Consider the following 24,291-nt stretch of genomic DNA (forward strand, 5'->3'; position numbering starts at 1 on the left):
GAGAGAGCAGTGAAAAAAATTTGGGCGATTTGTTCACTAGAGTTAAAGCAAATATTAATGAAGCCGCAAAGTTATTTTCTTATGTTAGGTATGCCGATTCTTTTCACATTAATTTTTGGTGGACTTCTAGGTGGAAGTGGTAATGACAAAGTGAAAATTATTTTGGTTGATGAAGATCAATCCAAATTGTCGGCGTATTATTATGAATCATTAACGCATAGCGATCTTGTGAGTGTGGAAAAAGGATCATATGAAGAGGCAAAGAAGAAAATTGAAAATAAAAAAGCCTCTGGTATTGTAACAATCGGGAAAGACTTTCAAAAGCAAATGTTAGATGGAAAAGGTGATAAAGTTCTATTTCAATCTAGTGCTGATTTTACAGGCGGTGCTTCTGTAGAGCACGTGTTACAAAATACACTAAAGAAAATGGAAGTGGAAGTAAAAGGAGCGAATGTATGGAGCCAAAATAGCGGAAAGTCTTGGGAAACAATGTACGAAACTATCCATACGAAAGCAGAACCTGTTCATATTCAAAAAGAATCTATTGTAACAGGAAAGAAAACAATTAATGGTGTATCAGCTAGAGCGGCAGGATTTTCAATTTTATTTGTAATGATTGTTATGCTGAGTAGCACAGGAACGATTTTAAAAGCAAGGCAAATGGGAGTGTGGCATCGCTTGTTGGAAACACCTGTTACAAGAGTGCAAGTACTAGCTGGATATATTCTCTCATTCTTCCTAATTGGTTGGCTTCAATTTGGAGCACTCATGATATTAACGAATCTATTATTTGATGTACAGTGGGGAGATATGTTAGGAATTATTGTGCTTGTTTCGGTGTTATTACTTGCTGTTATTGGGCTAGCTTTATTGTTAGCGAGTGTGGTGAAAACGACAGAGCAACAATCGGCATTAGGAAATATCGTCATTATTTCAACTTGTATGATTAGCGGACTGTATTGGCCAATTGAAATAGAACCGGAGTTTATGCAAAAGATTGCAAACTTTGTCCCGCAAACATGGGCAATGCGCGGTTTTACAGAATTAATTGCGAGAGGAGGAGCACTGGCAGATATAGCAGGATATATTAGAGTGCTACTTTTATTTGCTGGTATCTTCTTTGTTATCGGTTTAACAAGAATACGTTATGATTGAAAAAAAGAAAGCAGAATTTACAGCTTTGCACGCTGCATTCTGCTTTCTTTTTCTTGTTCTCCCGTTGACCTAAATGAAATGATAATCGCAATCCCGAACATGAAGATACACATTAAAAAGAGGACGAACGTCGGGAAGAACGGGAATAAGAGTAATGCTCCTAATATGACGAGCATTAAACAAATATAGTTCAAGACGTGTAGGAATAACTTGTCCATGTTTTCTCCCCTTTATTAAGAATCTGTTATTATCGTATGCATGTCTAGTAATTAATAGAATGGTTTTTGAAGAGAATTTTCGCGTAATGTAAATGTTGTAATATGTAAGTTGCTGTTAAGAAGGATAAAAAGTGCCGCATTCACGCCTTTGCCCTCTCAGGACCCACCTCCATGCACGCACGATATCTCTTACCTAAAAGAAAATGTTTTGCAATGTGGATTTATATATGTAGCGTGTCATCGCATATAAAATAACAAGCACTCTTTCCAAAATGAAAAGAGTACTTGTTATTTTAAAATCTTTTATTTTTTTAATTTCGTAATTAAATTCCCTTCCAAAAATAAATCGGAAGTTATTAATCTTTTATTTGCTTTTTCGAAATCTTTTTCTGACAATGCCTTTACTTTGTCTCCAGTTTTGAAGTTCCATACTTCGCCTTTGTCAAATGATCCGTGTTTATTTAAAAAGATATAATCACCTTTTGCAAACGAGCCATCTCGAAATGGGACGTAATGATTTTCAACGTTTTGATCAAATAAAGGTTGTCCTAAGAAATATTTATCATTTTGTTCAATACCTAATAAGTATAGAATCGTTGGTGTAATATCTAAATGACCGCTTGCTCGTTCATCAATTTTACCTTGTTGCTTATTTAATTTCACACTATGAACAAGGAAAGGAACTTTATCATATTGACGATCGAATTTTTGTTGTAATTTAATCTTATCTAGTTCTTCTGGAGGTAATCCAGCATCATGGTCTCCGTAAATGGCAAGAATAGAAGAATCATATAAACCTGTTTCTTTCAGTTTTTTAATAAAAACACCTAATGTTTGATCAATATAGTGAACGGAATGAAGGTAGTTCCCCATTAATGTATTTTCTAGGTCGCCTAGTTGTAACTCCCTATGCTGAGGCGGTATTTCAAATGGATGGTGATTTGTTAATGTAATTAAGAAACTAAAGAAAGGTTGTTTCAACTTTGGTAATTGATCCCCCATTTGATTTAGAAAATCCATATCTGATATACCCCAGCCAATTTGTTCCCCAGGTTGAAGATCTTTTGCAAACATAGATTGTTGGAATCCTAAGTTACGATGCATAAACGCTCGATTCCAAAATCCGCCTTCATATCCATGGGCTGAAAGTGTAGCGTAACCGTGTTCATCTAAAATAAATGGTAATCCTTCGAATGTATTATCAGCGAAGTTAAAGTAAATACTCCCATTAAATCGAGATGGATGCATGGAAACTAATGATGTAAATTCACCATCTGACGTTCTTCCTTGGTCGGTCTGATCAAAGAAATTTGGGAAGTAAGTACTCTCCCTTTTAAAGCGATTTAAGTTTGGAGTAATTTCTTGTCCATTGACAGTTAAATCGATAACAAAGTTTTGCAAAGATTCAGCTTGAATGAGAATTACATTTTGTCCTTTTGCTTTTCCAAACTGTACTCCTTTTACAATTTCTTTATTTTGTTCGTGAAACCATGTGTTTATATTGTTTATTTCTTCTTTAGAGACATCTTCTTTTAAAATCATGGTATTTATATATTTATAAATATCGAAAACGTGGTAATTTATAATCCCTAGATGATCTGCAACCCACGAATTCGAAAAGCGAGCCGTTGTAATGTTTGATTCTTTCACGTATGTGTACTTCTCTCGTAGCGGAAATAAGACAAGCAGTGCAATTACGAGGAATACAATTGCGTGAACGATAATACTTTTAGAGTATTGGAATAAGTCTTTTCGAATCATAATGACATAGACGAAAATCAATAGGAAGATATCGAGGAAATAAATAATATCTTTTCCTTCAATCAATGTCCAAATACTGTCCGTTAAATCAGATACTTGCCCAAATTGTTTAATTAAGCTGATAGAGAGTAAATCATGAAAGTAGCGATAATAAATGGCGTTAGATAGCAATAATAGACTAAACAGAAAATCTAGTGTAATTATAGAAATAATCCGCCATTTTTTCGAAAATAAATGAATAATTGGAAGAACGAGTACGATTTCAAAGAAAGTAATGCGTATTGTAATTTCTTGTGGTTCAGCCAAAAATACGCTGTAAAATAAGTTTAGTTTCCATAAAAGGAAAACGGTAAAAATAATGAAGTCAAGTTTTGACAATATAAAGTTTTTTGTCTGAGAATATAATGTCAACATGTAGAAAATCCCCTTTTGTATACACACAGTTGTAATGAAGAATGATAGTGGGCTGTGTCATTTATAAGTTATTTTTATTTTAGCATGAAACAAGGATTGTTCTCTAGAAGACAAAAATTGGACAGGGAGTACATTCCCTGTCCAATTTTTGTTAAAAGATAAGGATTTATCCCGCTATTCGTGGGCAGTAAGACCCCCACCTCAAGATTGAGAGAGAATCGAAGAAGATAGGTGGGGATAACTGTCCGTAAAAGCCCGATTGGTTCAACTAATAATCAGTGGGGGATGAATCCCCCACTGATTAAAGTTTCACTTTATAAAATTCGAGTTGTTTTATCCTCCAGTGTGAAAAGAAAAAATACCTTCCCGTCAGAGAATAAAGTAATTATCTTTGCTGAATAGCCTATCGTACTTGGCTTATTTTTGTAGGGTTGTTTCTAATACATACCGCTCAATTGCATAAGCAACGCCGTTTTCATTATTTGTCAACGTAACAACATCACATAAATTTTTTACGGCAGCTTCTGCATTTCCCATTGCAATCGATAAACCTGCTACCTCTAGCATTGGTACATCATTAAAATTATCCCCAATGGCAATTGTATCTTGTAAAGGGATATGAAAATATTTTGCCATCTCCTGTAATCCGGTGCCTTTATGGCCGTGTTTGTCCATAATTTCTAAGTTTGTTGGAGCAGATGCAGTCACCATCACTGCGTCATCTTTTTCTAATGATTGTAGCAATTGTGTACGATTATCTTTATTGAATGTAAGGATGAAGAATTTTGAAATTTCAATAGTTGAATCGGATATTACATCTTCAATACTTTGGAATGTTGTAATTAAGTTAGCCTTTAGTTGCTTTTCGGTAATTCGTTCAATTTCTTCAATTGTAATGTCAAGAGACTCTTCATTTAGTTGAAAAGACTTTGTAACTTGTTCTTTCCAATTATACGGTGCATACACACCTTTGTTTGTATAGAGTTTATACGGAAACTTCTCCGCTTCGAGTTGCTTGGCAATTTCATATACTTTTTCTTTCTTTAAAGTACGTGAGTGAATGACCTTTCCATCAGCGTATACTACTGCCCCATTACTAGCACCTAGTGGAAGGGATAATTGATATTGCTCAAGTAGTTTTAAAATATCTTCTTTGGCTCTACCAGAACAAATCATAACGATGTGCCCTGCTTCTTCAGCATTTCGGATTGCTTCCAAGTTTTCATTGGAGATTTCTAGATTGGATGATAACAGTGTGCCATCCATATCAAGTGCGATTAATTTCAAAGTGCTCACCTCTTTGTTTCCATCATACTATATATACGCAAGTTAAAACACCGACATAAAGGCCTTCTTTCTTTTTAAAAGGTGGACGAGGCCATCTGGCTGCGCATAGTAGCGACTTATATGTCGCTACTATTACATATATATTAGAAAGCAATAATAGTATTAAAGATTCCTAAAAAAAAAATTGTAATAAATTCATAGAGCTATTGCTTAAATAAAATAGTTATGTTACATTAATGTTACAAACGTTACAGTTGTTACTTAAATGTAACGTTAATTTAAAAAATTTGAACAAACTATTTCTTAGGGATGACATAAATTTTAATTACATATAAATACTTATAAAAAAAGGAGAATGAGAACAATGGAAAATAGAGAAGTATTACAACTAACAAAAATGGATTTACTAGGATCAGTAGGAGCGGCGGCAACATTAACGGCACTAATCGTATTTTTATCAAGTGTTTTAGTTTAATTGTAAAAAACGAGCGGAATATATACATCTTATAAAAGGAGAATGAAAACAATGGAAAACAAAGAAGTATTACAACTAACAAAAACGGACTTATTAGGATCAGCGGGAGCAGCAGCGGTATTAACAGCATTCATCGTATTTCTTGCAAGTGCGTTAGTATAATTTAAAGCAATTTTGTATAGGAAGTAGAGCGGAAAACTATTACAAAGTGCAAGTTACATATAGAAATCTATTAAAAGGAGAATGAGGATAATGGAAAACAAAGAAGTATTACAATTAACAAAAGTGGATTTATTAGGATCAGCAGGAGTAGCAATGGCTTTAACAACATTAATTATGTTTCTATCAAGTGCGTTAGTATAATTTAAGTAGATAATTTTGGACGTGAGAGAAAAGAGGGACTTCGGAAAACGAAGTCTTTTTTTGTTGTACTATTATGTCAGAGCAAATAAAAAACGACATAAAACTTTCTTAGGAGGATGAGCACATTTGGACATGCATAGAGGCGGTAAGTTCCTTTTTCTGCTGCACGCAATGTTTAAAACAAAGGGAGAAAGCGAGTACGGGTCATGCTTTGTTTTACATATCAGTGACTTAGACGATGAAAAAGCAAGATGGGTTTATATAGTGGGGGAAATGTTACTTCGTATGGGATGGATAGAAAAAAGTCGAATTTTCTATGTGAGAAAAAGGAAGGTATTTGACGGAAAAGACAGAAGATTTAAAATTGACAAAAACAAATTGCGGTGCGGTTTGTTTTTTTACTCGTAATTGGAAGCGTTTTCGTTTTGGGAGAAGAAATTAGAAAATTATATTGCAGGGGGATGAGGAAGTTATGAAACAAAAGTCCATGGAAGATTTAGCGGCACAAATGGAGGATTTTTTTCCAGTACGTGATGTTGACCATTTAGAATTTTATGTTGGTAATGCAAAACAAACGAGTTATTACCTTGCAAGAGCATTTGGATTTAGCATAGCTGCATATTCTGGTTTAGAAACAGGAAATCGAGATAAAGTATCTTACGTACTTGTACAGAAAAATATGCGTTTTGTTGTGTCAGGTGCTTTGAATACAAATAGCCGTATTGCTGAATTTGTAAAACAGCACGGTGATGGAGTAAAAGATGTAGCACTTCTAGTAGAAGATGTAGAGAAAGCATATACAGAAGCTGTAAAGCGTGGAGCAGTTGCGATTGCCCCGCCAGAAGAGCTATCTGATGAACATGGAACTCTAAAAAAAGCGGTCATTGGCACATACGGTGATACGATTCATACACTTGTAGAAAGAAAGAATTATAAGGGTGCGTTTATGCCAGGATATGAACCATTTACATCTACTGTTCCGGTGGAAGAAACAGGTTTAGTTGCTGTTGATCATGTTGTTGGAAACGTAGAAAAAATGGAAGAATGGGTAAGTTATTACGAAAATGTAATGGGCTTTAAACAAATGATTCATTTTGACGATGATGATATTAGTACGGAGTATTCTGCATTAATGTCGAAAGTAATGACAAATGGAAGCCGTATTAAGTTTCCAATTAATGAACCGGCAGATGGAAAAAGAAAATCACAAATTCAGGAGTATTTAGAGTTCTATAACGGAGCAGGTGTACAACATCTTGCATTATTAACGAATGATATTGTAAAAACTGTTTCTGCGCTGCGTACAAATGGCGTCGAATTTTTAGATACGCCAGATACGTATTATGAAGAGTTGACAGCACGTGTTGGTCAAATTGATGAAGAGATTGAAAAATTAAAAGACCTAAAAATTCTTGTGGATCGTGATGATGAAGGGTACTTATTACAAATTTTCACGAAGCCAATTGTGGATCGTCCAACTTTATTTATTGAGATTATTCAGCGTAAAGGATCAAGGGGATTTGGAGAAGGTAATTTTAAAGCGTTATTCGAATCGATTGAAAGAGAACAGGCGCGTCGCGGAAATCTGTAAAATGAAAATTTTACTGCCTGTTAGAGCGGGGTAATGGTTAGGAGAGATGCTCCTTCCTCCCGCGCTTTACTTTTTAAGCGAGGAGAGAAAATGATGAAGTTTATTACATTTCGTCTTCCTTCACAAGAAATGCGAGCTGGTTGGCTTGAAGGTGACAAAGTTATTGATATGCATACGGCAAGCCTGGGGGCGCTTCCGTCCACAATGATTTCTTTTTTAGAGAAATCCGATGAATATATGGAAATCATCAGTAAGATTGGTACGCCAGAGAGTGGTATTTATCATGTTGCGGATGTAGAGCTTTGTGCACCTTTACCAAACCCAGGAAGTATCCGTGATTTTTATGCATTTGAACAACATGTAAAAACGGCGCGTGGTCGCCGCGGTTTAGATATTGTTCCGGAGTGGTATGAGATTCCTGTTTTTTATTTTACGAATCATCGCGCTGTGATTGGACCGGAAGAAGCTGTTATTTGTCCGAATGCAACGAAGAAACTTGACTATGAATTAGAGATTGCTTGTGTCATTGGAAAAGAAGGTAAAAATATTTCGCAAGGGCAAGCTCATGAATATATTTTTGGATATTGTATTATGAATGATTGGAGCGCTAGAGATTTACAAGCGCATGAAATGAAGGTCGGCCTTGGACCAGCAAAAGGAAAGGACTTTTCTACATCGCTTGGGCCGTATATTGTGACGAAAGATGAGTTAGACATATATCGAAATGAGGATCGTTACAATTTAGAAATGACAGCTCATATTAATGGCGAACAATGGTCGAAAGGTAATTTTCAAGATATTTATTATACGTTTGCTGAAATGATTGAACGAGCATCTCAAGGTGTTACGCTGTATCCAGGAGATATACTTGGTTCTGGTACGGTTGGAAGCGGCTGTATTTTAGAGCTTGGAACAGAGAGATGGCTGAAAGACGGCGATGTGGTAGAGTTAAACATTACTAGTTTAGGGACATTGCGTAATACGGTAAAAGCAGAAAAGAAAGCGGGGGATGAGCATGTATTATCGTCGCATGGGGGAACTTCCTCGTAAACGACATGTACAGTTTCGTAAACAAGACGGAACGCTCTATCGTGAGCAAGTTATGGGGACGAAAGGTTTTTCTGGTACGCAATCTATTTTGTATCACCATTACATGCCAACAGAAGTTGGGCATGCTTCTTTAGCGCGGTCTTGTCAATTGCAATATGAAGAAGATGTAGCGTTAGCGCATCGTCATTTTCGAACGAAAGAATATAGAAAAATAGGAGATGCCGTGAACGGAAGGAATTTTCTATTAGGAAATGAAGACTTACGAATTGGGGTTGTAAACGGGGCGGAAAAAATGGACTATTTTTATCGCAATGGCGATGGAGATGAGATGCTATTTGTTCATTATGGGTCTGGAAAAATCGAGACAATGTTCGGCACGATTCACTATCGAAAAGGAGATTATATTATTATTCCAATCGGTACGATCTACCGTGTAATGCCTGAAGCGGGAGAATCGAAATTTCTCGTTGTTGAAGCAAATAGTCAAATTACAACACCGCGTAATTACCGCAATGAGTACGGACAATTGTTAGAACATAGTCCGTTTTGTGAGCGTGATATTCGTGGTCCTGAGACGTTGGAAACGTACGATGAAAAAGGTGAGTTTGTTGTGATGACAAAATCGAGAGGATATATGCATAAACATGTTTTGCAGCATCATCCTTTGGATGTTGTAGGATGGGATGGGCACTTATATCCATGGGTATTTAATATTGAGGATTTTGAGCCAATTACAGGACGCATTCATCAGCCGCCACCAGTACACCAAACATTTGAGGGACATAACTTTGTTGTGTGCTCATTCGTTCCGCGTCTATATGATTATCATCCAGAAGCAATTCCGGCACCGTATTACCATAGTAATGTAAATAGTGATGAGGTGCTCTACTATGTAGAAGGCAACTTTATGAGCAGAAAAGGGGTAGAGGAAGGGTCTATTACGCTTCATCCGAGCGGTATTCCACATGGACCACACCCTGGGAAAACAGAAGCTAGCCTTGGTAAAAAGGAGACAATCGAACTAGCGGTTATGATTGATACATTCCGTCCACTACGCATTATAAAAGATGCACATGATATGGAAGATGAGCAATACATGTACAGTTGGATAGAACGAGGCACACATACCGTATAAATGACTACTATGTCGAAAGAACAAACTGACCCAAAAGGTACATAAGTGCCTTTTGAAGTCAGTTCTTTTTTCGTTATCGACCGTTCTTTGCGATATATCGGCGCTTCGACATACAAGTAGTTGATCCGCAAAGCTGAATTATACAAAAAAGTGAAAGGAGCTGACTAAAACGTGAACTTTTTAGTCAGCTCCTTGTAAAGAAATCGACATATTTAAAATACCAAAAATATTTATAGAATGATATAAAAATATACAAATATAAATCATCTTTATAATTTTCATTTGTACTACAATAACGCACCATACTAGTTCAGATCATTCAAAATGGTGATGGAATGACAAATTTTGCATTAAGTTATTGACGAAAAAAGCTGAAATAAGTAAAATGAATTTAAATATTAAATTTTCAGAAAATTACAATTGTTGAGGTGCTGGGGATGAAGCAAATCTTTCAAAAAAAGCCGATTACACAACTGTTGCAAGAGGGAAGTCAGAAGAAATTGGATCGAACATTAGGAGCATTAGATTTAACGATGTTAGGGGTAGGGGCGATTGTTGGGACAGGTATTTTCGTCTTGACAGGAGTAGTTGCTGCGAAACATTCTGGACCTGCTATTATTTTATCTTTTGCATTAGCCGCACTCGCTTGTGCCTTTGCCGCCTTTTGTTATGCAGAATTTGCTTCTAGCGTACCAGTATCGGGTAGTGTGTATACGTATACATATGCAACGCTGGGAGAAGTGTTTGCCTTTTTAATTGGATGGGATTTAATGCTTGAGTACTTATTGGCAACATCAGCTGTTGCAAATGGATGGTCAGCTTATTTTCAGTCTTTATTAAAAGGGTTTGGAATTCAAATTCCAACCATTTTAGCTTCTGCTCCTGGGGCAGGAAAAGGTGGAATTATTGATTTACCAGCTGTTTGTATTATTTTAATTATGACAGTCCTTTTATCACGAGGTGTTCGTGAAAGTGCCCGTGTAAATAATATTATGGTATTCATTAAATTAGCCGTTGTACTATTGTTCATCTTTGCTGGTGTTAAATATGTAAAACCAGAAAACTGGACACCGTTTATGCCGTTTGGTTTTGATGGTGTAATGGTAGGCGCAGCGACGGTATTCTTTGCTTTTATTGGTTTTGATGCCGTTTCAACAGCGGCGGAAGAAGTAAAACGTCCGCAGCGTGATTTACCAATTGGTATTATTGCATCGTTATTAATTTGTACTGTTTTGTACATTGTTGTTTCGCTTATTTTGACAGGTATTGTACCGTATGGAAAATTAAATATTTCAGATCCAGTAGCATTTGGACTTCAATTTATTGGACAAGATGGTTTGGCAGGTGTTATTTCAGTAGGTGCGATTACAGGGATTACAACTGTTATGTTAGTTATGATGTATGGTCAAGTCCGTGTGTCGTATGCAATGAGTCGTGACGGTTTATTACCGAACCGTTTTTCAAAAGTACATCCAAAGTTTAAAACACCGTTTTTAAATACATGGATAACAGGGGTTGTAGCAGCGCTTATTTCAGGACTTGTTGACTTAAGTGTACTAGCTCACCTTGTAAATATCGGAACTCTATCTGCGTTCACACTCGTTGCAATTGCGGTTATTGTAATGAGAAAAACACATCCAGATTTACCGCGTGCATTTAAAGCGCCGCTTGTGCCGATTTTACCAGCACTAACTGTAATCTTTTGTTTATATTTAATGCTTCAATTACCGGCAATCACATGGAAAAGTTTTGGAATCTGGATGGTAATTGGAATAGGAGTCTATTTCTTATATAGCAGAAAGAATAGTGCATTACACAAAGAATCTAGTGATGAAAAAACTGTGAATCTATAAGGTTGAAAGCCGTTCTAAGAAAAAGAACGGCTTTTTATTTTTGAAAATTTACATTTTTACAAAAATATTATAAGATGAAATTTGGTCGATTAAGTGAAGTTTCGATTGGATAGTGGAATCGACCAGGTGCTTACTACCCAAAAGTAGTGGGAGGGGGAGAATATGAAGAAAACATGGCAAGAATTAAAGCAGATGGATCGTAATGTTTGGATTCGATTTATTGGAGAAACGTTAAATGGAATTGCGATGATGATGTTAATGCCATTTTTTGCATTGTATTTAAAAGATAAAGTAGATTCTTTGTTAGAAGTGGGAATTATTATGGCACTGTCTCCAATTGCAGCAAGTTTTGGTTCTCTTATAGGTGGCCGAATTGCAGATGTTTATGGAAGAAAGCCAATTATGATATTTTCAATGGCCAGCAATGCGATTTTAATGCTTGGGTTCATATTTATAGATGGTTTTATACCATATGCTATTTTATCCGTTTGTTTAGGGTTGAGTAATTCGTTGTTCCATCCGGCAGCTTCCGCGATGGTAGCGGATGTAACTGAACCTGAAAAGCGAACAGAAGCATATGGTTTGCTGCGAATGGGGCATAATATCGGAGCTGCTATTGGCCCAATTATAGGTGCTTCGGTTGTAGTGCTTTCTAAAACGGTTATTTTTATGATTGCGTCATCTTCTATGTTGTTCTACGCAATACTAGTTTTACTACTTATTCAAGAAACAATGCCAAAAGATGTAACAACACAAACGAGTAAGGAGGAAGAAGCGAAACAATCTGTATGGAAAATTGTATTTCAAGATAAAATTTTACTCATTTATATATTGGCTGGAATTGTTATTTCGATGGGATTTTCGCAAACAGAAGGTATGCTTCCTCTTCATTTTGATAATGAAATGAAAGGGATATTTGGAGTGAATAATCCATATCCTTACTTAATGGCTATGAACGGACTTTTGGTAGTTTTGTTTCAATTTCAAATTTCGAAGTGGGCGACTGATAAACCGGTAGGGAAAACGATGCTATACGGTGCTTGGTTATTTGGAATAGGTCTTCTTGCCATCGGATGGCTTCCGAGATGGTTTGGCGGAATGGGGGCAAATGCTACTGTAGTTCTTGTTACGCTATTAATTGTATATGCGATTTATACATTAGGAGAAATGATTATGTCTCCTGTCCAAATGACATTTATAGCAAACTTAGCACCAGAGCACCTGCGAGGTACGTATATGGGAGCGGCTAGCTTACAATGGATTACAGGTAATGCGTTCGGTCCTCTGCTTGCAGGGTTTTTACTCGATCGTTTGTTAGGTCACGTTTTATTTACGGTTTTAGGAATCGGATGTGTGGTAGCGGGACTTGTTTACATATCATTAGACCGACTTGTAGAGCAAAGACAAAAAGACAATATGGTAAAGCGAACTTCATAAAGTTTTCATTATACACAAATACGTTCTTTTTCTCATACTATTAGGTACATAACTAGAAAAATGGTTATGTCGACTTGGCTATCATGCTATTTGTGGACGGTTTCGCTTTTTACGAAAATAGGAACTATCTATTTTTGTAAAAAGTGCTACAATAGAAAAATGAAAACAAACGATTAGGGTGATTTCATTATGAAAATTAAATTAGGTTTATTATATGGTGGAAAATCAGCGGAGCATCAAGTTTCTTTACAAACAGCTCTTGCTGTTAGTAAAGCGTTAGATCAAGAAAAATTTGAGGTTCATCCAATTTATATTACTGAACAAGGACAATGGGTTCGCGGTGAGCGTCTTGAAGGTGAAGTAAACAGCGTTCAAGAGTTGCAACTGAACGGAGAAGAGAACGCAATTTCTCCTGTATCATTAAGTTCAGAGATTATCCCAATGTCATCTTCTGATAAAGAGAATGCACTCGATGTAATCTTTCCGTTATTACATGGACCAAATGGTGAAGATGGAACAGTGCAAGGCTTGTTAGAACTTATAAATATTCCATATGTAGGAAATGGTGTGTTAGCATCAGCTGCAGGTATGGATAAAGTTGTTATGAAAAATATTTTTGCGGAAGCAGGCTTACCACAAGCGAAATATGTTTCATTCATCCGCAGTGTTTGGGAGAAAAATCGCACAGAAGCTTATGGGAAAGTTGAAGAAACATTAGGCTATCCATGTTTCGTGAAACCAGCAAATCTTGGCTCAAGCGTTGGAATTAATAAATGTAAAGATCGTGCTGAGTTAGAGAATGCATTTGAGGAAGCGTTCCAATTCGATCGTAAAATTATTGTAGAAGAGAATATTGTTGGTCGTGAAGTGGAAATTGGTGTATTAGGAAATGATGAACCGAAATGTTCGGTTGTAGGTGAAATCGTAGCTAAAAAAGAATTCTATGATTATAAATCAAAATACATTGATGGCGATACGGCGATGGTTATTCCTGCTGAAATTAAGGAATCGGAATATAAGAAGATTAACGAGTATGCGATTCTTGCATTTCAATCTTTAGACGGTGCGGGATTAACGCGAGCAGACTTCTTCTTAACAAAAGATGGTGATGTATTTATTAATGAAGTAAATACAATGCCAGGATTCACGCCGTTTAGTATGTTCCCTCTATTATGGGAAAATACAGGATTAGCGTATCCAGAACTTATTCAAGAATTAGTGCGCTTAGCGATTGAACGTCATGAAGAAAAACAAAAAATTAAATATACAATCTAACAAGAAAGGAGAAGCACTATTCAAATGAATAGTGTTTCTTCCTTGTAAGGAGTGTTTTTTATATGATAAAGCGAACAGCGAAGCAAGTTGAGCAAATGGTATGCGGAACTAGTTTGGCGGAGCAGTGGAATGATATAGAGATAAAAGGTATTTCCATTGATACAAGGAAGATTGAACAAGGAAATTTATATGTTCCAATTCAAGGGGAACGTTTTGATGGTCATACTTTTGTAAAGAAAGCGATAGAAAATGGCGCTGTCGCAACGCTATGGAAAAAAGGCGTGGCAAACCCGCCGGAAAATGTACCAGTTATTTTTGTAGAAGACACATTACAAGCATTACAGACATTAGCGAAAAACTATCGTGACCAATTAAATGTGAAAGTAGTTGGTGTAACGGGAAGTAACGGAAAAACATCAACGAAAGATATTGTGACAAGCTTACTGGGAACAAAATTTAAAGTGCAAAAAACAGAAGGGAACTTCAATAACCATATCGGACTTCCTTTGACAATTTTAAATTTAGAAGAAGATACAGAAATAGCGGTATTAGAAATGGGTATGTCGAGCCGTGGTGAAATTGAATTTTTGTCAAAGCTTGCTCGCCCTGATGCAGCGATTATCACAAATATCGGAGAAGCACATTTAATGGATTTAGGCTCTCGTGATGCAATTGCTGAAGCGAAGTTGGAAATTGTAACAGGTTTACAAGAAAATGGCGTATTTGTTTATAATGGAGATGAGCCATTGTTAACTACACGTGTACCAGGCATGAATTTATCTGCAAAAACAATTACATTCGGTGATGCAAGAGCGAATGATTACCACCCAATATCTGTTAAGTTGGAAGCAACAGGTACACAATTTAAAATGAATCAAGCACAGAATGTAGTATTTTATTTACCCGTTCTTGGGAAGCATAATGTATATAACGCATTAGCATCAATGGCGGTTGCTGAGTTCTTTGGTGTAACGTGGGAAGAAATGAAACAAGGTTTCGTGACATTGAAAATGACAGGCATGCGTATGGAAGTTGTCAAAACGGATGCAGGGTTAACGATTATTAATGATGCATACAACGCGAGTCCGACAGCGATGGAAGCAGCGTTTCATTTAATGAATGAATTAAATGGATTTTCTAAAAAAATTCTCGTGCTTGGTGATATGTTAGAGCTTGGTAACCAAGAAGTACAATTTCATTATGAAGTTGGAAAATTAATTGATCCAGCTCGTATTGCATATGTGTTTACGTATGGTACGCTCGGGGCACAAATGGCAGAAGGCGCAAAAATTAATTTTCCTAATGAGCGAGTAAAGGCTTATGATAATAAAGAAGAACTCGTTAAAGCTTTAAAAGAAGTCGTTGATGTGAAAGACGTTGTATTAGTAAAAGCATCTCGTGGTATGAAATTAGAGGAAGTTATTACGATGATCAAGTAATTTGGGTTTTGTTGTCCTATATATAGTCTACTCTATTGCCTGGTTATTGGAACCCCTTACAATAAAGGGATTCAAAATCTAGGATAAAGATGACGAAATTTATATATAAATAATGGTGAGAGTTGGGTTTGCTTTTTACACATACAAAACATATAATTGATAGGGTGTAATAACGTTGTAGAGTTTTTTGTGATAAATGTAGGCCCGTTTATATTATGTAAACATCAGGGAAAGGGCATTTTCCGCAAACACGGAAAGTGTCTTTTTTGAGTGAATAGTTAGGATAATTACTCCTGCCATTTGAAAGTTATAATTGTTTGAAATGGGGTTTTACTACCCGGAAATAGCGGGATAAATTTGTCTCGGGACTACTTTTGTCTAGCTTTACGTTTGGATGTTTAAAGTACACATACTTGTTACATTCATTTTTCAAAAGCTAGTTTTATTATAATTGTCAGGCAATCTTGCGCTGATAACGTATTTTGTCTGAAGAAGACTTAGCCCAACCTTACTTGGATATCCTGTGAATATGAGAAGAAGGAATAATCTGGGCTATTTTAGATAGAAAAGGAGAAGTAAAATTGACAACATTTCGAGAGTTAGGATTAAGCAATTCTTTGTTACAGTCTGTTGAAAGCATGGGGTTTGAAGAGGCAACACCAATTCAGGCAGAAACAATTCCAGTAGCCTTACAAGGTGTAGACATCATTGGTCAAGCTCAAACAGGTACAGGAAAAACAGCTGCATTTGGATTACCACTATTAGAAAAAGTAAATACACGTCAAGATACAGTTCAAGGTATCGTTATCGCGCCAACTCGTGAGTTAGCAATTCAAGTAGGTGAAGAGCTATACAAAATTGGTCAACATAAGCGTGTGCGTATTTTACCAATCTATGGCGGCCAAGATATTAACCGTCAGATTCGTGCATTGAAAAAAGGTCCACACATTATTGTTGGTACACCAGGACGTATTTTAGATCATATTAAACGTAAAACACTTCGTCTGCAAAACGTAGAGACAGTTGTTCTTGATGAAGCGGATGAAATGTTAAATATGGGCTTCATTGAAGATATTGAAGCGATTTTAACGGATGTTCCTGAAGAACACCAAACATTATTGTTCTCAGCAACAATGCCAGATCCAATCCGTCGCATTGCGGAACGCTTCATGAGCGAACCTAAACATATTAAGGTTAAAGCGAAAGAAGTAACTATGCCAAACATTCAGCAGTTCTATGTAGAAGTGCAAGAGAAAAAGAAATTTGACGTGTTAACACGTTTATTAGATATTCAATCTCCAGAGCTTGCAATCGTATTCGGTCGTACAAAGCGCCGTGTTGATGAATTATCAGAAGCATTAAACTTACGTGGCTATGCAGCAGAAGGAATTCATGGTGATTTAACACAAGCGAAGCGTCTTTCTGTATTACGTAAATTTAAAGAAGGTTCAATCGAAGTTCTTGTTGCGACAGATGTAGCAGCACGTGGACTTGATATTTCAGGTGTAACACACGTATATAACTTTGATATCCCACAAGATCCTGAATCATACGTACACCGTATTGGTCGTACAGGTCGTGCAGGTAAAACAGGCCTTGCGATGCTGTTTGTAACACCGCGTGAAACAGGACAATTAAAGAATATTGAGCGTACAACAAAACGTAAAATGGATCGTATGAATCCACCAACATTAGATGAAGCTTTAGAAGGACAACAACGTTTGATTGCTGAAAAACTTCAAAGTACGATCGAAAGTGAAAACTTATCATACTACAAACGTATTGCGGAAGAGTTATTAGAAGAGCATGATTCTGTAGCGGTTGTAGCAGCTGCTTTAAAAATGATGACAAAAGAGCCGGATGCAACGCCAGTTTCTTTAACATCAGAACCGCCGGTAGTTTCAAAAGATCGTTCTAGAAAGAGAAACGGAAGCGGAAACGGCAACGGCAACGGAAGAGGTGGTTATCGTGATGGTAACCGCGAAGGTAACCGTAATCGTGAAGGTGGCCGTAACCGTGATGGCAACCGCAATCGTGGCGGTCGTAAAGGAGAAGGTCAAGGGCGCGGCGAAGGACGCGGCGAAGGGCGTTCTGGAGCTCCTAGAGGGCGCAGTGGCGAAAGAAAGCATCAAAGCCGTAAACCACAATCTAACTAAACATATAGAAGAGAGGCAGTCTTTTTCAAAAGGCTGTCTTTTTTTGTATCTTTATTTGGGTATACTACATAGAAACTTGTATCGGAAAAGAGGAAATGGAATGCTCGTAAAGCTTGGGTATGCTGCGATGAGTGTGCGTGTCAAAAATGCTTCTCCTTCGCAAACAATGACGTATGCAAAGTTTCAGCGAATGCAAGACAGAGAAGCAGCAATCAAAAATTTAGAGAGGATTTCTAATTCTAATTTGGAGAATTGCTTACGGTTGTTAAAACATAATTATGGACATGATATTTCATTCTTTCGTTTAAGTTCGAAATTAATTCCTCTGGCAAACCATGAGGCGTTGTTAGAATGGGACTATATAAAACCTTTGCAAGAAAATTTACGGAAAATTGGAGAATACGCAAAACAAAAACGGATGCGAATTGACTTTCATCCAGATCATTTTGTTGTTTTAAATTCATTGCGTCCACCTGTTGTAAAGCAGTCGCTAAAAACATTACAGATGCATGGGAAGTTGCTACAGGGAATGGGAATCGATAGAACGCATCGTTGTGTTTTACATGTTGGTGGTGCATATGGGAATAAAGAACAAGCGCTAGAAAAATTTATTGAAAACTGGTCGCTTGTTCCAGCTGGGATTCAAAAGATGATTATGCTAGAAAATGATGACACTACATTTTCTTTAAAAGAGACGCTGTACTTAGGAGAAAAACTTGGGATTCCGGTAGTTTTTGATTTACATCATCATATGATGAATCATGATTTAGAAGAATGGGAAAGCCACTGGGAACGTGTTGTGCAAACTTGGGAACAATCTCCTTTGCCGATTAAAATGCATATTTCGAGTTCGCGAGAAGGGAAGAATCCGCGGGCGCATGCCGATTTTATTGATTCTAATTCTTTCGTTTCTTTTTTGCGACATATAAGAGGAAGTGTTCCAGAAATACACTGTATGATAGAGGCAAAACAAAAAGACGAAGCACTCTTGCAGTTGATGAGGGATATGACAGATAAGGTGGGAGTGGAAATAATAGATGGTGCAAGCTTTTGGGTGAAATAAGCTTATGCACCATCTGTTTTTTTTATGAATAATGGCCCTAAGCAAGCTCCTATAAGTAATCCAGCTAGATGGCTAATTGAATTTGTTGTTGAATCGAGAAATGTAAACGCAAGGAGAATACATAAAATGGTAACAAAGAGAAGGATTTCTTTTCTTCTAGTAGGCTGAAATTGCATATAGAATAGGTAAAGCTGTACTCCTAATAGTCCGAAAATAGCACCAGAAGCTCCTGTATGAGTATAGTAGATCGGAAAGAAAAAGTAAGAGGCAATATTTCCGATAATTCCAGACGTAAGAAACACAAATAAAAATCGAATGCCATGCAGTTGTTTTTCTAATGAAAATCCAAGCGCAAAGAAGCAGATGCTATTGGATAGAAAATGAGAAAATGTTGTATGAACAAATAATGAAGAAATGAGTCGCCACCATTCTCCTTCAGCTATACACTCGTTACAGGCGATTCCGATAGAGAGACTCTTATTTCCTAATGATAGTAAAACAAGTTGTATAAAAAGTAGTGCCATAGTAACCGGCGGGAAAGAAGAAAATGAGTATTTGAATGGAGTATTCATATTTACACTCCTTTTGCTGTTAGCATATTGTCTGTTATTCTTACAATATGAGAGTGCGAAAGAAAATAGAAGGAAGGAACGGCGGGATATGATTGTAGGAGTTGGAATTGATATTATTGAAATTGAAAGAATTGAAAAGATGATAGAGGGACAGCCGAAATTTACAGAGCGTATTTTAACGGAAAATGAGCGCCAAGTGGCCTGTGCGTTAAAAGGAAAAAGACGTAGTGAATTTGTTGCAGGGCGCTTTGCAGCGAAAGAAGCGTATTCGAAAGCGCTTGGTACTGGAATTGGCAAAGAGGTTAGTTTTTTGGATATTGAAATTATGAATGATGAAAGAGGGAAACCTATTTTACTTGCCGATACAAGTCATACGATTCATCTTTCAATTAGCCATAGTCGAGAGTTTGCGGTAGCGCAGATTGTTTTAGAAAGCTCGTCAAGCTAGTCTGCATATTTCATCTCTTTGTCTCATATATTTGAGTAGCGTTAAGGAAGAGGCTTTCTTCCACTTACTTATTGAGACAAAGGGGCTGAACGTATGAAAAGGCGGCTATTTTTGTTTATTGTCGGTTTGTTGACCGTTTTTCTGTTAGCTGGTTGTATGGAGAAGAAGAAAGAAGATGTTGTGCAAGATTTGAATGAAAGAGTAAAAGATATGAAAAGCTATCAAGCAGAAGCGAAGCTATCGATTAAAACGGGAAATGAACCACAAGTGTATGATGTTGAAGTTTGGTATAATAAACCATCGTATTACCGAGTGAATTTAAAAAATGCAAAGAAAGATCAAAGTCAAATTATTTTACGAAATGATGAAGGTGTATTTGTTCTTACTCCATCTTTAAATAAAAGTTTTCGCTTTCAAAGTGATTGGCCGCAAAATAGCAGTCAAGCATATTTGTATGAATCACTTGTTAGAGATATTTTGAACGATAAGGACCGTTCGTTTAAGAAAACAGATAAATATTATGTGTTTGAAACAAAAACAAACTATCATCATCAAAATATGTTGCCAAAGCAACAAATTACATTTAATAAAAAAGATTTATCGCCTGTTTCAGTGAAATTGATGGATAACGATCAAAATGTTCTTGTACAAGTGGATTTTTCGAAAGTAAAGTTTGACGCGAAATTTGATAAAGGTGCATTTGATACGAAGCAAAATATGTCTAGAGCACAAGTGGATATACAAACGACAGCTCAACAAGAAAAGCCATTTGCTGTTTTGTATCCAAGTGATACACCGCAAGGCATGACTTTAAAAGAAGAGAAGGAATTTAATACAGATAACGGAAAACGTAATATTCTTACGTACACTGGTAATAAGAAGAGTTTTACATTAATACAAGAAAAAGCGAAAGTAGCACCAACTATTGCGACGCAAAGTGTGAGTGGAGAGCCTGTTGATTTAGGTTTCGCAATTGGGGCATTAACAAAAGATTCTGTTACATGGTCACATAATGGAGTGGAATATATGCTTGTATCAAAAGAGTTGAAACAAGAAGAATTATTAATGGTGGCGCGTTCTGTAACTCAAAAACAAGTAAAGTAAACAACTAAGACGTGGTGACTACAGTGTACACCACGTTTTTTAGCACGGCTTCATGTATGGATAAAGATTTCATGTAATCTGATGTAATAAAGGTGAGAAAAAAGTGAATATAAAAGAATAAGCTCTGCATATCGTATAAAGGGAGTGTTTTTTCTAGGTGGGAAAATCGCCATTTTATCGTGATGCGTGGGCCGAGGTAAACTTAGATGCGATTTATGAGAATGTAACTCGTATTCAGTCTATTATCCTTAACGGTGTAGAGATTTTTTCTGTTGTGAAAGCAAATGCATATGGTCATTGGGCAGTGGAGGTTGCAATGGTTTAAATGTATGTTTATAATACTTATATTTTTACTAGATGGTAATTTGAGAAACTCGCTTTAGAAGAATAACAAAGAAAAGTACAAGGAAATGAATGTTTTATTTCCAAGTTGGAAAACATAAAGCAAGACATTAGGAAGTCTTTGCAACAGGCCCTATACAATGGTATTATTACAATAGGTGTCGTATATGTGTGTGTGTAGTTGACGGTGGAGGTGTATTTTTGTGTCCGAATCAAGTGTAACTACTGAAATCGTTGTTCGGTTGCCGAAACAAGTGGTAACAGAATTAGACGGAATTGGAAAACAAGAGAATAAGAATCGCCATGAACTTATTTGCCAGGCAACACAATTGCTATTGCGCCAACATAAAACAAAGAAGCGCTACCAGCATGAATCAATGAGACGTGGGTACATTGAAATGGGAAAAATCAATCTTGGTATTGCATCTGAAGCTTTCTTGGCAGAGTATGAAGCAGCTCATACAGTAGAACGCTTAGTTAGCGGGGGGTAATCTTTTGATTGTAAAACGCGGCGACGTGTATTTTGCAGATCTTTCCCCAGTTGTTGGTTCTGAGCAAGGAGGCGTTCGTCCGGTTCTGGTCATTCAAAATGACATTGGGAATCGTTTTAGTCCTACTGTAATTGTGGCGGCCATTACTGCACAGATTCAGAAAGCAAAATTGCCCACCCATGTGGAAATTGATGCAAAAAAGTATGGATTTGAGAGAGATTCGGTTATCTTGCTCGAACAGATTCGAACAATCGATAAGCAGCGCTTAACGGACAAAATCACTCAGTTAGACGATCTGATGATGAATCGTGTAGATGAAGCTCTGCAAATTAGTTTAGGACTGATAGATTTTTAGTTCAACGTTGAAGTTGCTCTCTTGTAAGAGCAACTTTTTTTATTATTGAAGGAGGTTTTGTTGCAAATGGAAATGGTAGATAACCGCCAAGGGCTAATGAAAACGCTAGCGAAAGAATTGAATTTTTCAGAGAAGCAAGTTCGTCATGTTATTGAGTTAACAGAGGAAGGGAATACGGTCCCTTTTATTGCTCGTTACCGAAAAGAATGGACAAACTCATTAGACGAAGTGCAAATTCGTTCGATTTTAGAAAGGTGGCAATATATTACACAGCTTGAAAATCGTAAAGAAGAAGTGTTGCGTTTAATTCATGAAAAGGGAAAGCTTACAGAAGAACTGCGTCGTAATATTACCTCTGCAACAAAACTACAAGAGGTCGAGGATTTATATCGTCCATATAAAGAAAAACGAAGAACAAAAGCAACGATTGCGAAAGAGAAGGGATTAGAACCTTTGGCAGAGTGGTTATTAACGTTTGCGAAGGATGACGTGCTAGAAAAAGCAAAAGTGTTCGTAAATGAAGAAAAAGAGGTTCAGTCGCCAGAAGAAGCATTGCAGGGGGCAAAAGACATTATTGCAGAATATGTATCTGATGAAGCGTCTTATCGTAGTTGGATTCGCAATACTACCTTTAGAAAAGGAACAATTTCAGCAGCCGTAAAAGATGAAGAAAAAGACGAAAAGAATGTATACGAAATGTATTACAGCTATGAAGAACCAGTGCAAAAGGTTGTTCCTCACCGTGTATTGGCGATGAATCGTGGTGAAAAAGAAGAAATTTTAAAAGTAACAATTGTACCTCCGATTGAAGACGTTCTTCAATTTTTACATAAAAAAGTTATTCATAATTCATTCGTACCAAGTGCGAATTATGTACAAGAAGCAATTGAAGATGGTTATAAGCGTTTGATTCAACCGTCTATTGAAAGGGAAATTCGTAAAGAGCTAACGGAAGTAGCGGAAGAACAAGCAATTCATATTTTTTCAGAGAACTTACGGAATTTATTGTTACAACCGCCGATGAAGGGGAAAGTAGCGTTGGCTGTAGATCCTGCTTATCGTACGGGATGTAAACTAGCAGTTGTAGATGATACAGGGAAAGTGCTTCATATCGATGTCATCTATCCGCATCCGCCTGTCCGGAAGTATGAAGAAGCGAAAAAGAAATGTATTTCCATTTTAGAAAAGTATGAAGTAGAAGTAATTGCGATTGGAAATGGTACGGCTTCTCGTGAAACGGAAGAATTTATTGTAGATGTACTACAGACAGTTTCTCATGATGTGTTTTATATTATTGTCAATGAAGCGGGGGCAAGTGTATATTCCGCATCAGAATTAGCGAGAGAAGAGTTTCCGAATTTGCAAGTTGAAGAAAGAAGCGCGGTTTCTATAGGGAGACGTTTGCAAGATCCGCTTGCAGAATTAGTAAAGATTGATCCAAAGTCTGTTGGGGTAGGGCAATACCAACATGATGTATCGCAAAAACGGTTGAATGAATCATTAACATTTGTTGTTGAAACAGCTGTAAACCAAGTTGGGGTGAATGTAAATACTGCTTCTGTTTCCTTATTACAATATGTTTCTGGTTTATCAAAAACAGTTGCAAAAAATATTGTGAAAAAACGTGAAGAGAGCGGGAAGTTTACGAAACGTGCTGAACTGAAAGATATACCACGATTAGGTGCAAAGACATATGAACAATGCATCGGATTTTTACGGGTTTTAGAAGGTGAGAATCCACTTGATCGAACAAGCATTCATCCAGAGCAATATAAGAATGTGGAATTGTTAGTGAAAAGTTTAGGGTTATCTATTACAGATGTTGGACAGCCTCATTTGCAAAAACGCTTAGAGGAAGTGGAAGTTTCCTCGTTATCAGAGCAAACGGGCGTTGGTGAACCAACGCTGCGAGACATTATTGATGCCCTTATCCGTCCGGAGCGAGACTTACGTGATGAATTACCGAAGCCGCTTCTTAAAAAAGGTATCTTAAAACTAGAAGATTTAAAACGTGGTATGGAATTAGAAGGTACAGTTCGGAATGTTGTAGATTTCGGTGCTTTTGTTGACATCGGTGTAAAACAAGATGGACTAGTTCATATTTCGAAAATGAGTAAACAGTTTGTAAAACATCCATTAGATATTGTGTCTGTCGGACAAATTGTAAAAGTGTGGGTCGATGATGTTGATATGAAAAAAGGACGCGTCGCTTTATCTATGTTACCGTTAGAAGATTAAAAAGCCACGCCTATGGATGCGTTTATTGTTAGTTGAATGAAAAGGGAGTGGAATATGTTGATCCATTCC

Annotated in this window: 22 protein-coding genes and 1 pseudogene; 19 read left to right on the top strand and 4 right to left on the bottom strand. The window is 36.8% G+C overall.

The features are described from left to right. The first annotated feature begins 9 nt into the window (after window positions 1–9). Entirely contained in the window at window positions 10–1,155 is a 1,146-nt protein-coding gene (locus BR72_RS09715) for an ABC transporter permease (RefSeq protein WP_035432448.1), read from the top strand. Window positions 1,156–1,172: 17 nt separating this feature from the next. Here BR72_RS09715 and BR72_RS09720 read toward each other — a convergent pair whose 3' ends face one another. The 3 genes from BR72_RS09720 to BR72_RS09730 all read right to left on the bottom strand — a co-directional run bounded on the left by BR72_RS09720 (window position 1,173) and on the right by BR72_RS09730 (window position 4,835). Then, a complete protein-coding gene (locus tag BR72_RS09720; RefSeq protein ID WP_035432450.1) occupies window positions 1,173–1,373 on the bottom strand; it encodes a hypothetical protein in 201 nt (66 codons plus the stop codon). A gap of 303 nt (window positions 1,374–1,676) precedes the next feature. Next, a complete protein-coding gene (locus BR72_RS09725; RefSeq protein WP_035432452.1) occupies window positions 1,677–3,548 on the bottom strand; it encodes an LTA synthase family protein in 1,872 nt (623 codons plus the stop codon). A 417-nt stretch (window positions 3,549–3,965) separates the two neighbouring features. Then, window positions 3,966–4,835 (bottom strand): Cof-type HAD-IIB family hydrolase, encoded by an 870-nt coding sequence (locus tag BR72_RS09730; protein ID WP_035432454.1) that lies wholly within the window; start codon window positions 4,833–4,835, stop codon window positions 3,966–3,968. 364 nt (window positions 4,836–5,199) lie between these two features. Between BR72_RS09730 and BR72_RS09735 the strand changes: the two genes are divergently transcribed. From BR72_RS09735 to uvsE, 12 genes are all read left to right on the top strand, one after another. Beyond that, window positions 5,200–5,310, top strand: a complete 111-nt coding sequence (locus BR72_RS09735; RefSeq protein WP_035432457.1) for a DUF3948 family protein — start codon at window positions 5,200–5,202, stop codon at window positions 5,308–5,310. Between the two features lie 51 nt (window positions 5,311–5,361). Continuing rightward, a complete protein-coding gene (locus BR72_RS09740; protein WP_090999245.1) occupies window positions 5,362–5,472 on the top strand; it encodes a DUF3948 family protein in 111 nt (36 codons plus the stop codon). 90 nt (window positions 5,473–5,562) lie between these two features. After that, on the top strand, window positions 5,563–5,673 hold the full coding sequence (locus BR72_RS09745; RefSeq protein ID WP_081904850.1) for a DUF3948 family protein: 111 nt from the start codon (window positions 5,563–5,565) through the stop codon (window positions 5,671–5,673). A gap of 472 nt (window positions 5,674–6,145) precedes the next feature. After that, entirely contained in the window at window positions 6,146–7,264 is a 1,119-nt protein-coding gene (gene hppD / locus BR72_RS09755) for a 4-hydroxyphenylpyruvate dioxygenase (RefSeq protein WP_035432465.1), read from the top strand. Between the two features lie 93 nt (window positions 7,265–7,357). Next, the gene (locus BR72_RS09760) at window positions 7,358–8,314 is read left to right on the top strand and encodes a fumarylacetoacetate hydrolase family protein (RefSeq protein ID WP_035432467.1); all 957 of its coding nucleotides are present in this window, start codon (window positions 7,358–7,360) and stop codon (window positions 8,312–8,314) included. Continuing rightward, a complete protein-coding gene (locus BR72_RS09765) occupies window positions 8,280–9,449 on the top strand; it encodes a homogentisate 1,2-dioxygenase (RefSeq protein ID WP_035432469.1) in 1,170 nt (389 codons plus the stop codon). The genes BR72_RS09760 and BR72_RS09765 overlap by 35 nt, the downstream gene beginning before the upstream one ends. Before the next feature lie 437 nt (window positions 9,450–9,886). After that, window positions 9,887–11,302, top strand: a complete 1,416-nt coding sequence (locus BR72_RS09770; protein ID WP_035432471.1) for a branched-chain amino acid transporter BcaP — start codon at window positions 9,887–9,889, stop codon at window positions 11,300–11,302. A gap of 162 nt (window positions 11,303–11,464) precedes the next feature. Further along, window positions 11,465–12,739: an MDR family MFS transporter gene (locus BR72_RS09775; protein WP_035432473.1), complete on the top strand. Its 1,275-nt coding sequence runs from the start codon at window positions 11,465–11,467 to the stop codon at window positions 12,737–12,739. Between the two features lie 186 nt (window positions 12,740–12,925). Then, complete coding sequence (locus BR72_RS09780; RefSeq protein WP_035432475.1) at window positions 12,926–14,014, top strand: D-alanine--D-alanine ligase; 1,089 nt, start codon at window positions 12,926–12,928, stop codon at window positions 14,012–14,014. A gap of 62 nt (window positions 14,015–14,076) precedes the next feature. Next, window positions 14,077–15,453 (top strand): UDP-N-acetylmuramoyl-tripeptide--D-alanyl-D-alanine ligase, encoded by a 1,377-nt coding sequence (locus BR72_RS09785; protein WP_035432477.1) that lies wholly within the window; start codon window positions 14,077–14,079, stop codon window positions 15,451–15,453. A gap of 581 nt (window positions 15,454–16,034) precedes the next feature. Then, a complete protein-coding gene (locus tag BR72_RS09790; protein ID WP_035432479.1) occupies window positions 16,035–17,609 on the top strand; it encodes a degradosome RNA helicase CshA in 1,575 nt (524 codons plus the stop codon). A 100-nt stretch (window positions 17,610–17,709) separates the two neighbouring features. After that, window positions 17,710–18,672 carry a UV DNA damage repair endonuclease UvsE gene (gene uvsE / locus BR72_RS09795; RefSeq protein WP_035432481.1) on the top strand — a complete coding sequence of 321 codons (963 nt, stop codon included), beginning with the start codon at window positions 17,710–17,712 and terminating at the stop codon, window positions 18,670–18,672. Window positions 18,673–18,674: 2 nt separating this feature from the next. On the opposite strand, the gene BR72_RS09800 is transcribed toward uvsE, so the two are convergent. Then, window positions 18,675–19,244: a rhomboid family intramembrane serine protease gene (locus BR72_RS09800; RefSeq protein WP_035432483.1), complete on the bottom strand. Its 570-nt coding sequence runs from the start codon at window positions 19,242–19,244 to the stop codon at window positions 18,675–18,677. A gap of 88 nt (window positions 19,245–19,332) precedes the next feature. Here BR72_RS09800 and acpS point away from each other — a divergent pair, with 88 nt between their 5' ends. The 6 genes and pseudogenes from acpS (at window position 19,333) to BR72_RS09825 (ending at window position 24,222) form a co-directional block, all read left to right on the top strand. After that, entirely contained in the window at window positions 19,333–19,692 is a 360-nt protein-coding gene (acpS, locus tag BR72_RS09805; protein WP_035432485.1) for a holo-ACP synthase, read from the top strand. A gap of 156 nt (window positions 19,693–19,848) precedes the next feature. After that, window positions 19,849–20,796: a LolA family protein gene (locus tag BR72_RS09810; protein ID WP_035432611.1), complete on the top strand. Its 948-nt coding sequence runs from the start codon at window positions 19,849–19,851 to the stop codon at window positions 20,794–20,796. Window positions 20,797–20,953: 157 nt separating this feature from the next. Beyond that, window positions 20,954–21,112 (top strand): annotated as a pseudogene (locus BR72_RS25515) (alanine racemase); the annotation flags it as partial. Window positions 21,113–21,341: 229 nt separating this feature from the next. Next, window positions 21,342–21,629, top strand: coding sequence for an antitoxin EndoAI (locus BR72_RS09815; RefSeq protein ID WP_000004571.1), 288 nt, complete (start codon window positions 21,342–21,344; stop codon window positions 21,627–21,629). A 4-nt stretch (window positions 21,630–21,633) separates the two neighbouring features. Further along, window positions 21,634–21,984 (top strand): type II toxin-antitoxin system endoribonuclease NdoA, encoded by a 351-nt coding sequence (gene ndoA / locus BR72_RS09820; protein WP_020063273.1) that lies wholly within the window; start codon window positions 21,634–21,636, stop codon window positions 21,982–21,984. Window positions 21,985–22,050: 66 nt separating this feature from the next. After that, window positions 22,051–24,222, top strand: a complete 2,172-nt coding sequence (locus BR72_RS09825; protein ID WP_035432488.1) for a Tex family protein — start codon at window positions 22,051–22,053, stop codon at window positions 24,220–24,222. The last annotated feature ends 69 nt before the right edge of the window (window positions 24,223–24,291 follow it).

It is taken from the genome of Bacillus sp. UNC322MFChir4.1 (assembly GCF_000746135.1).
Taxonomy (GTDB): Bacteria; Bacillota; Bacilli; order Bacillales; family Bacillaceae_G; genus Bacillus_A.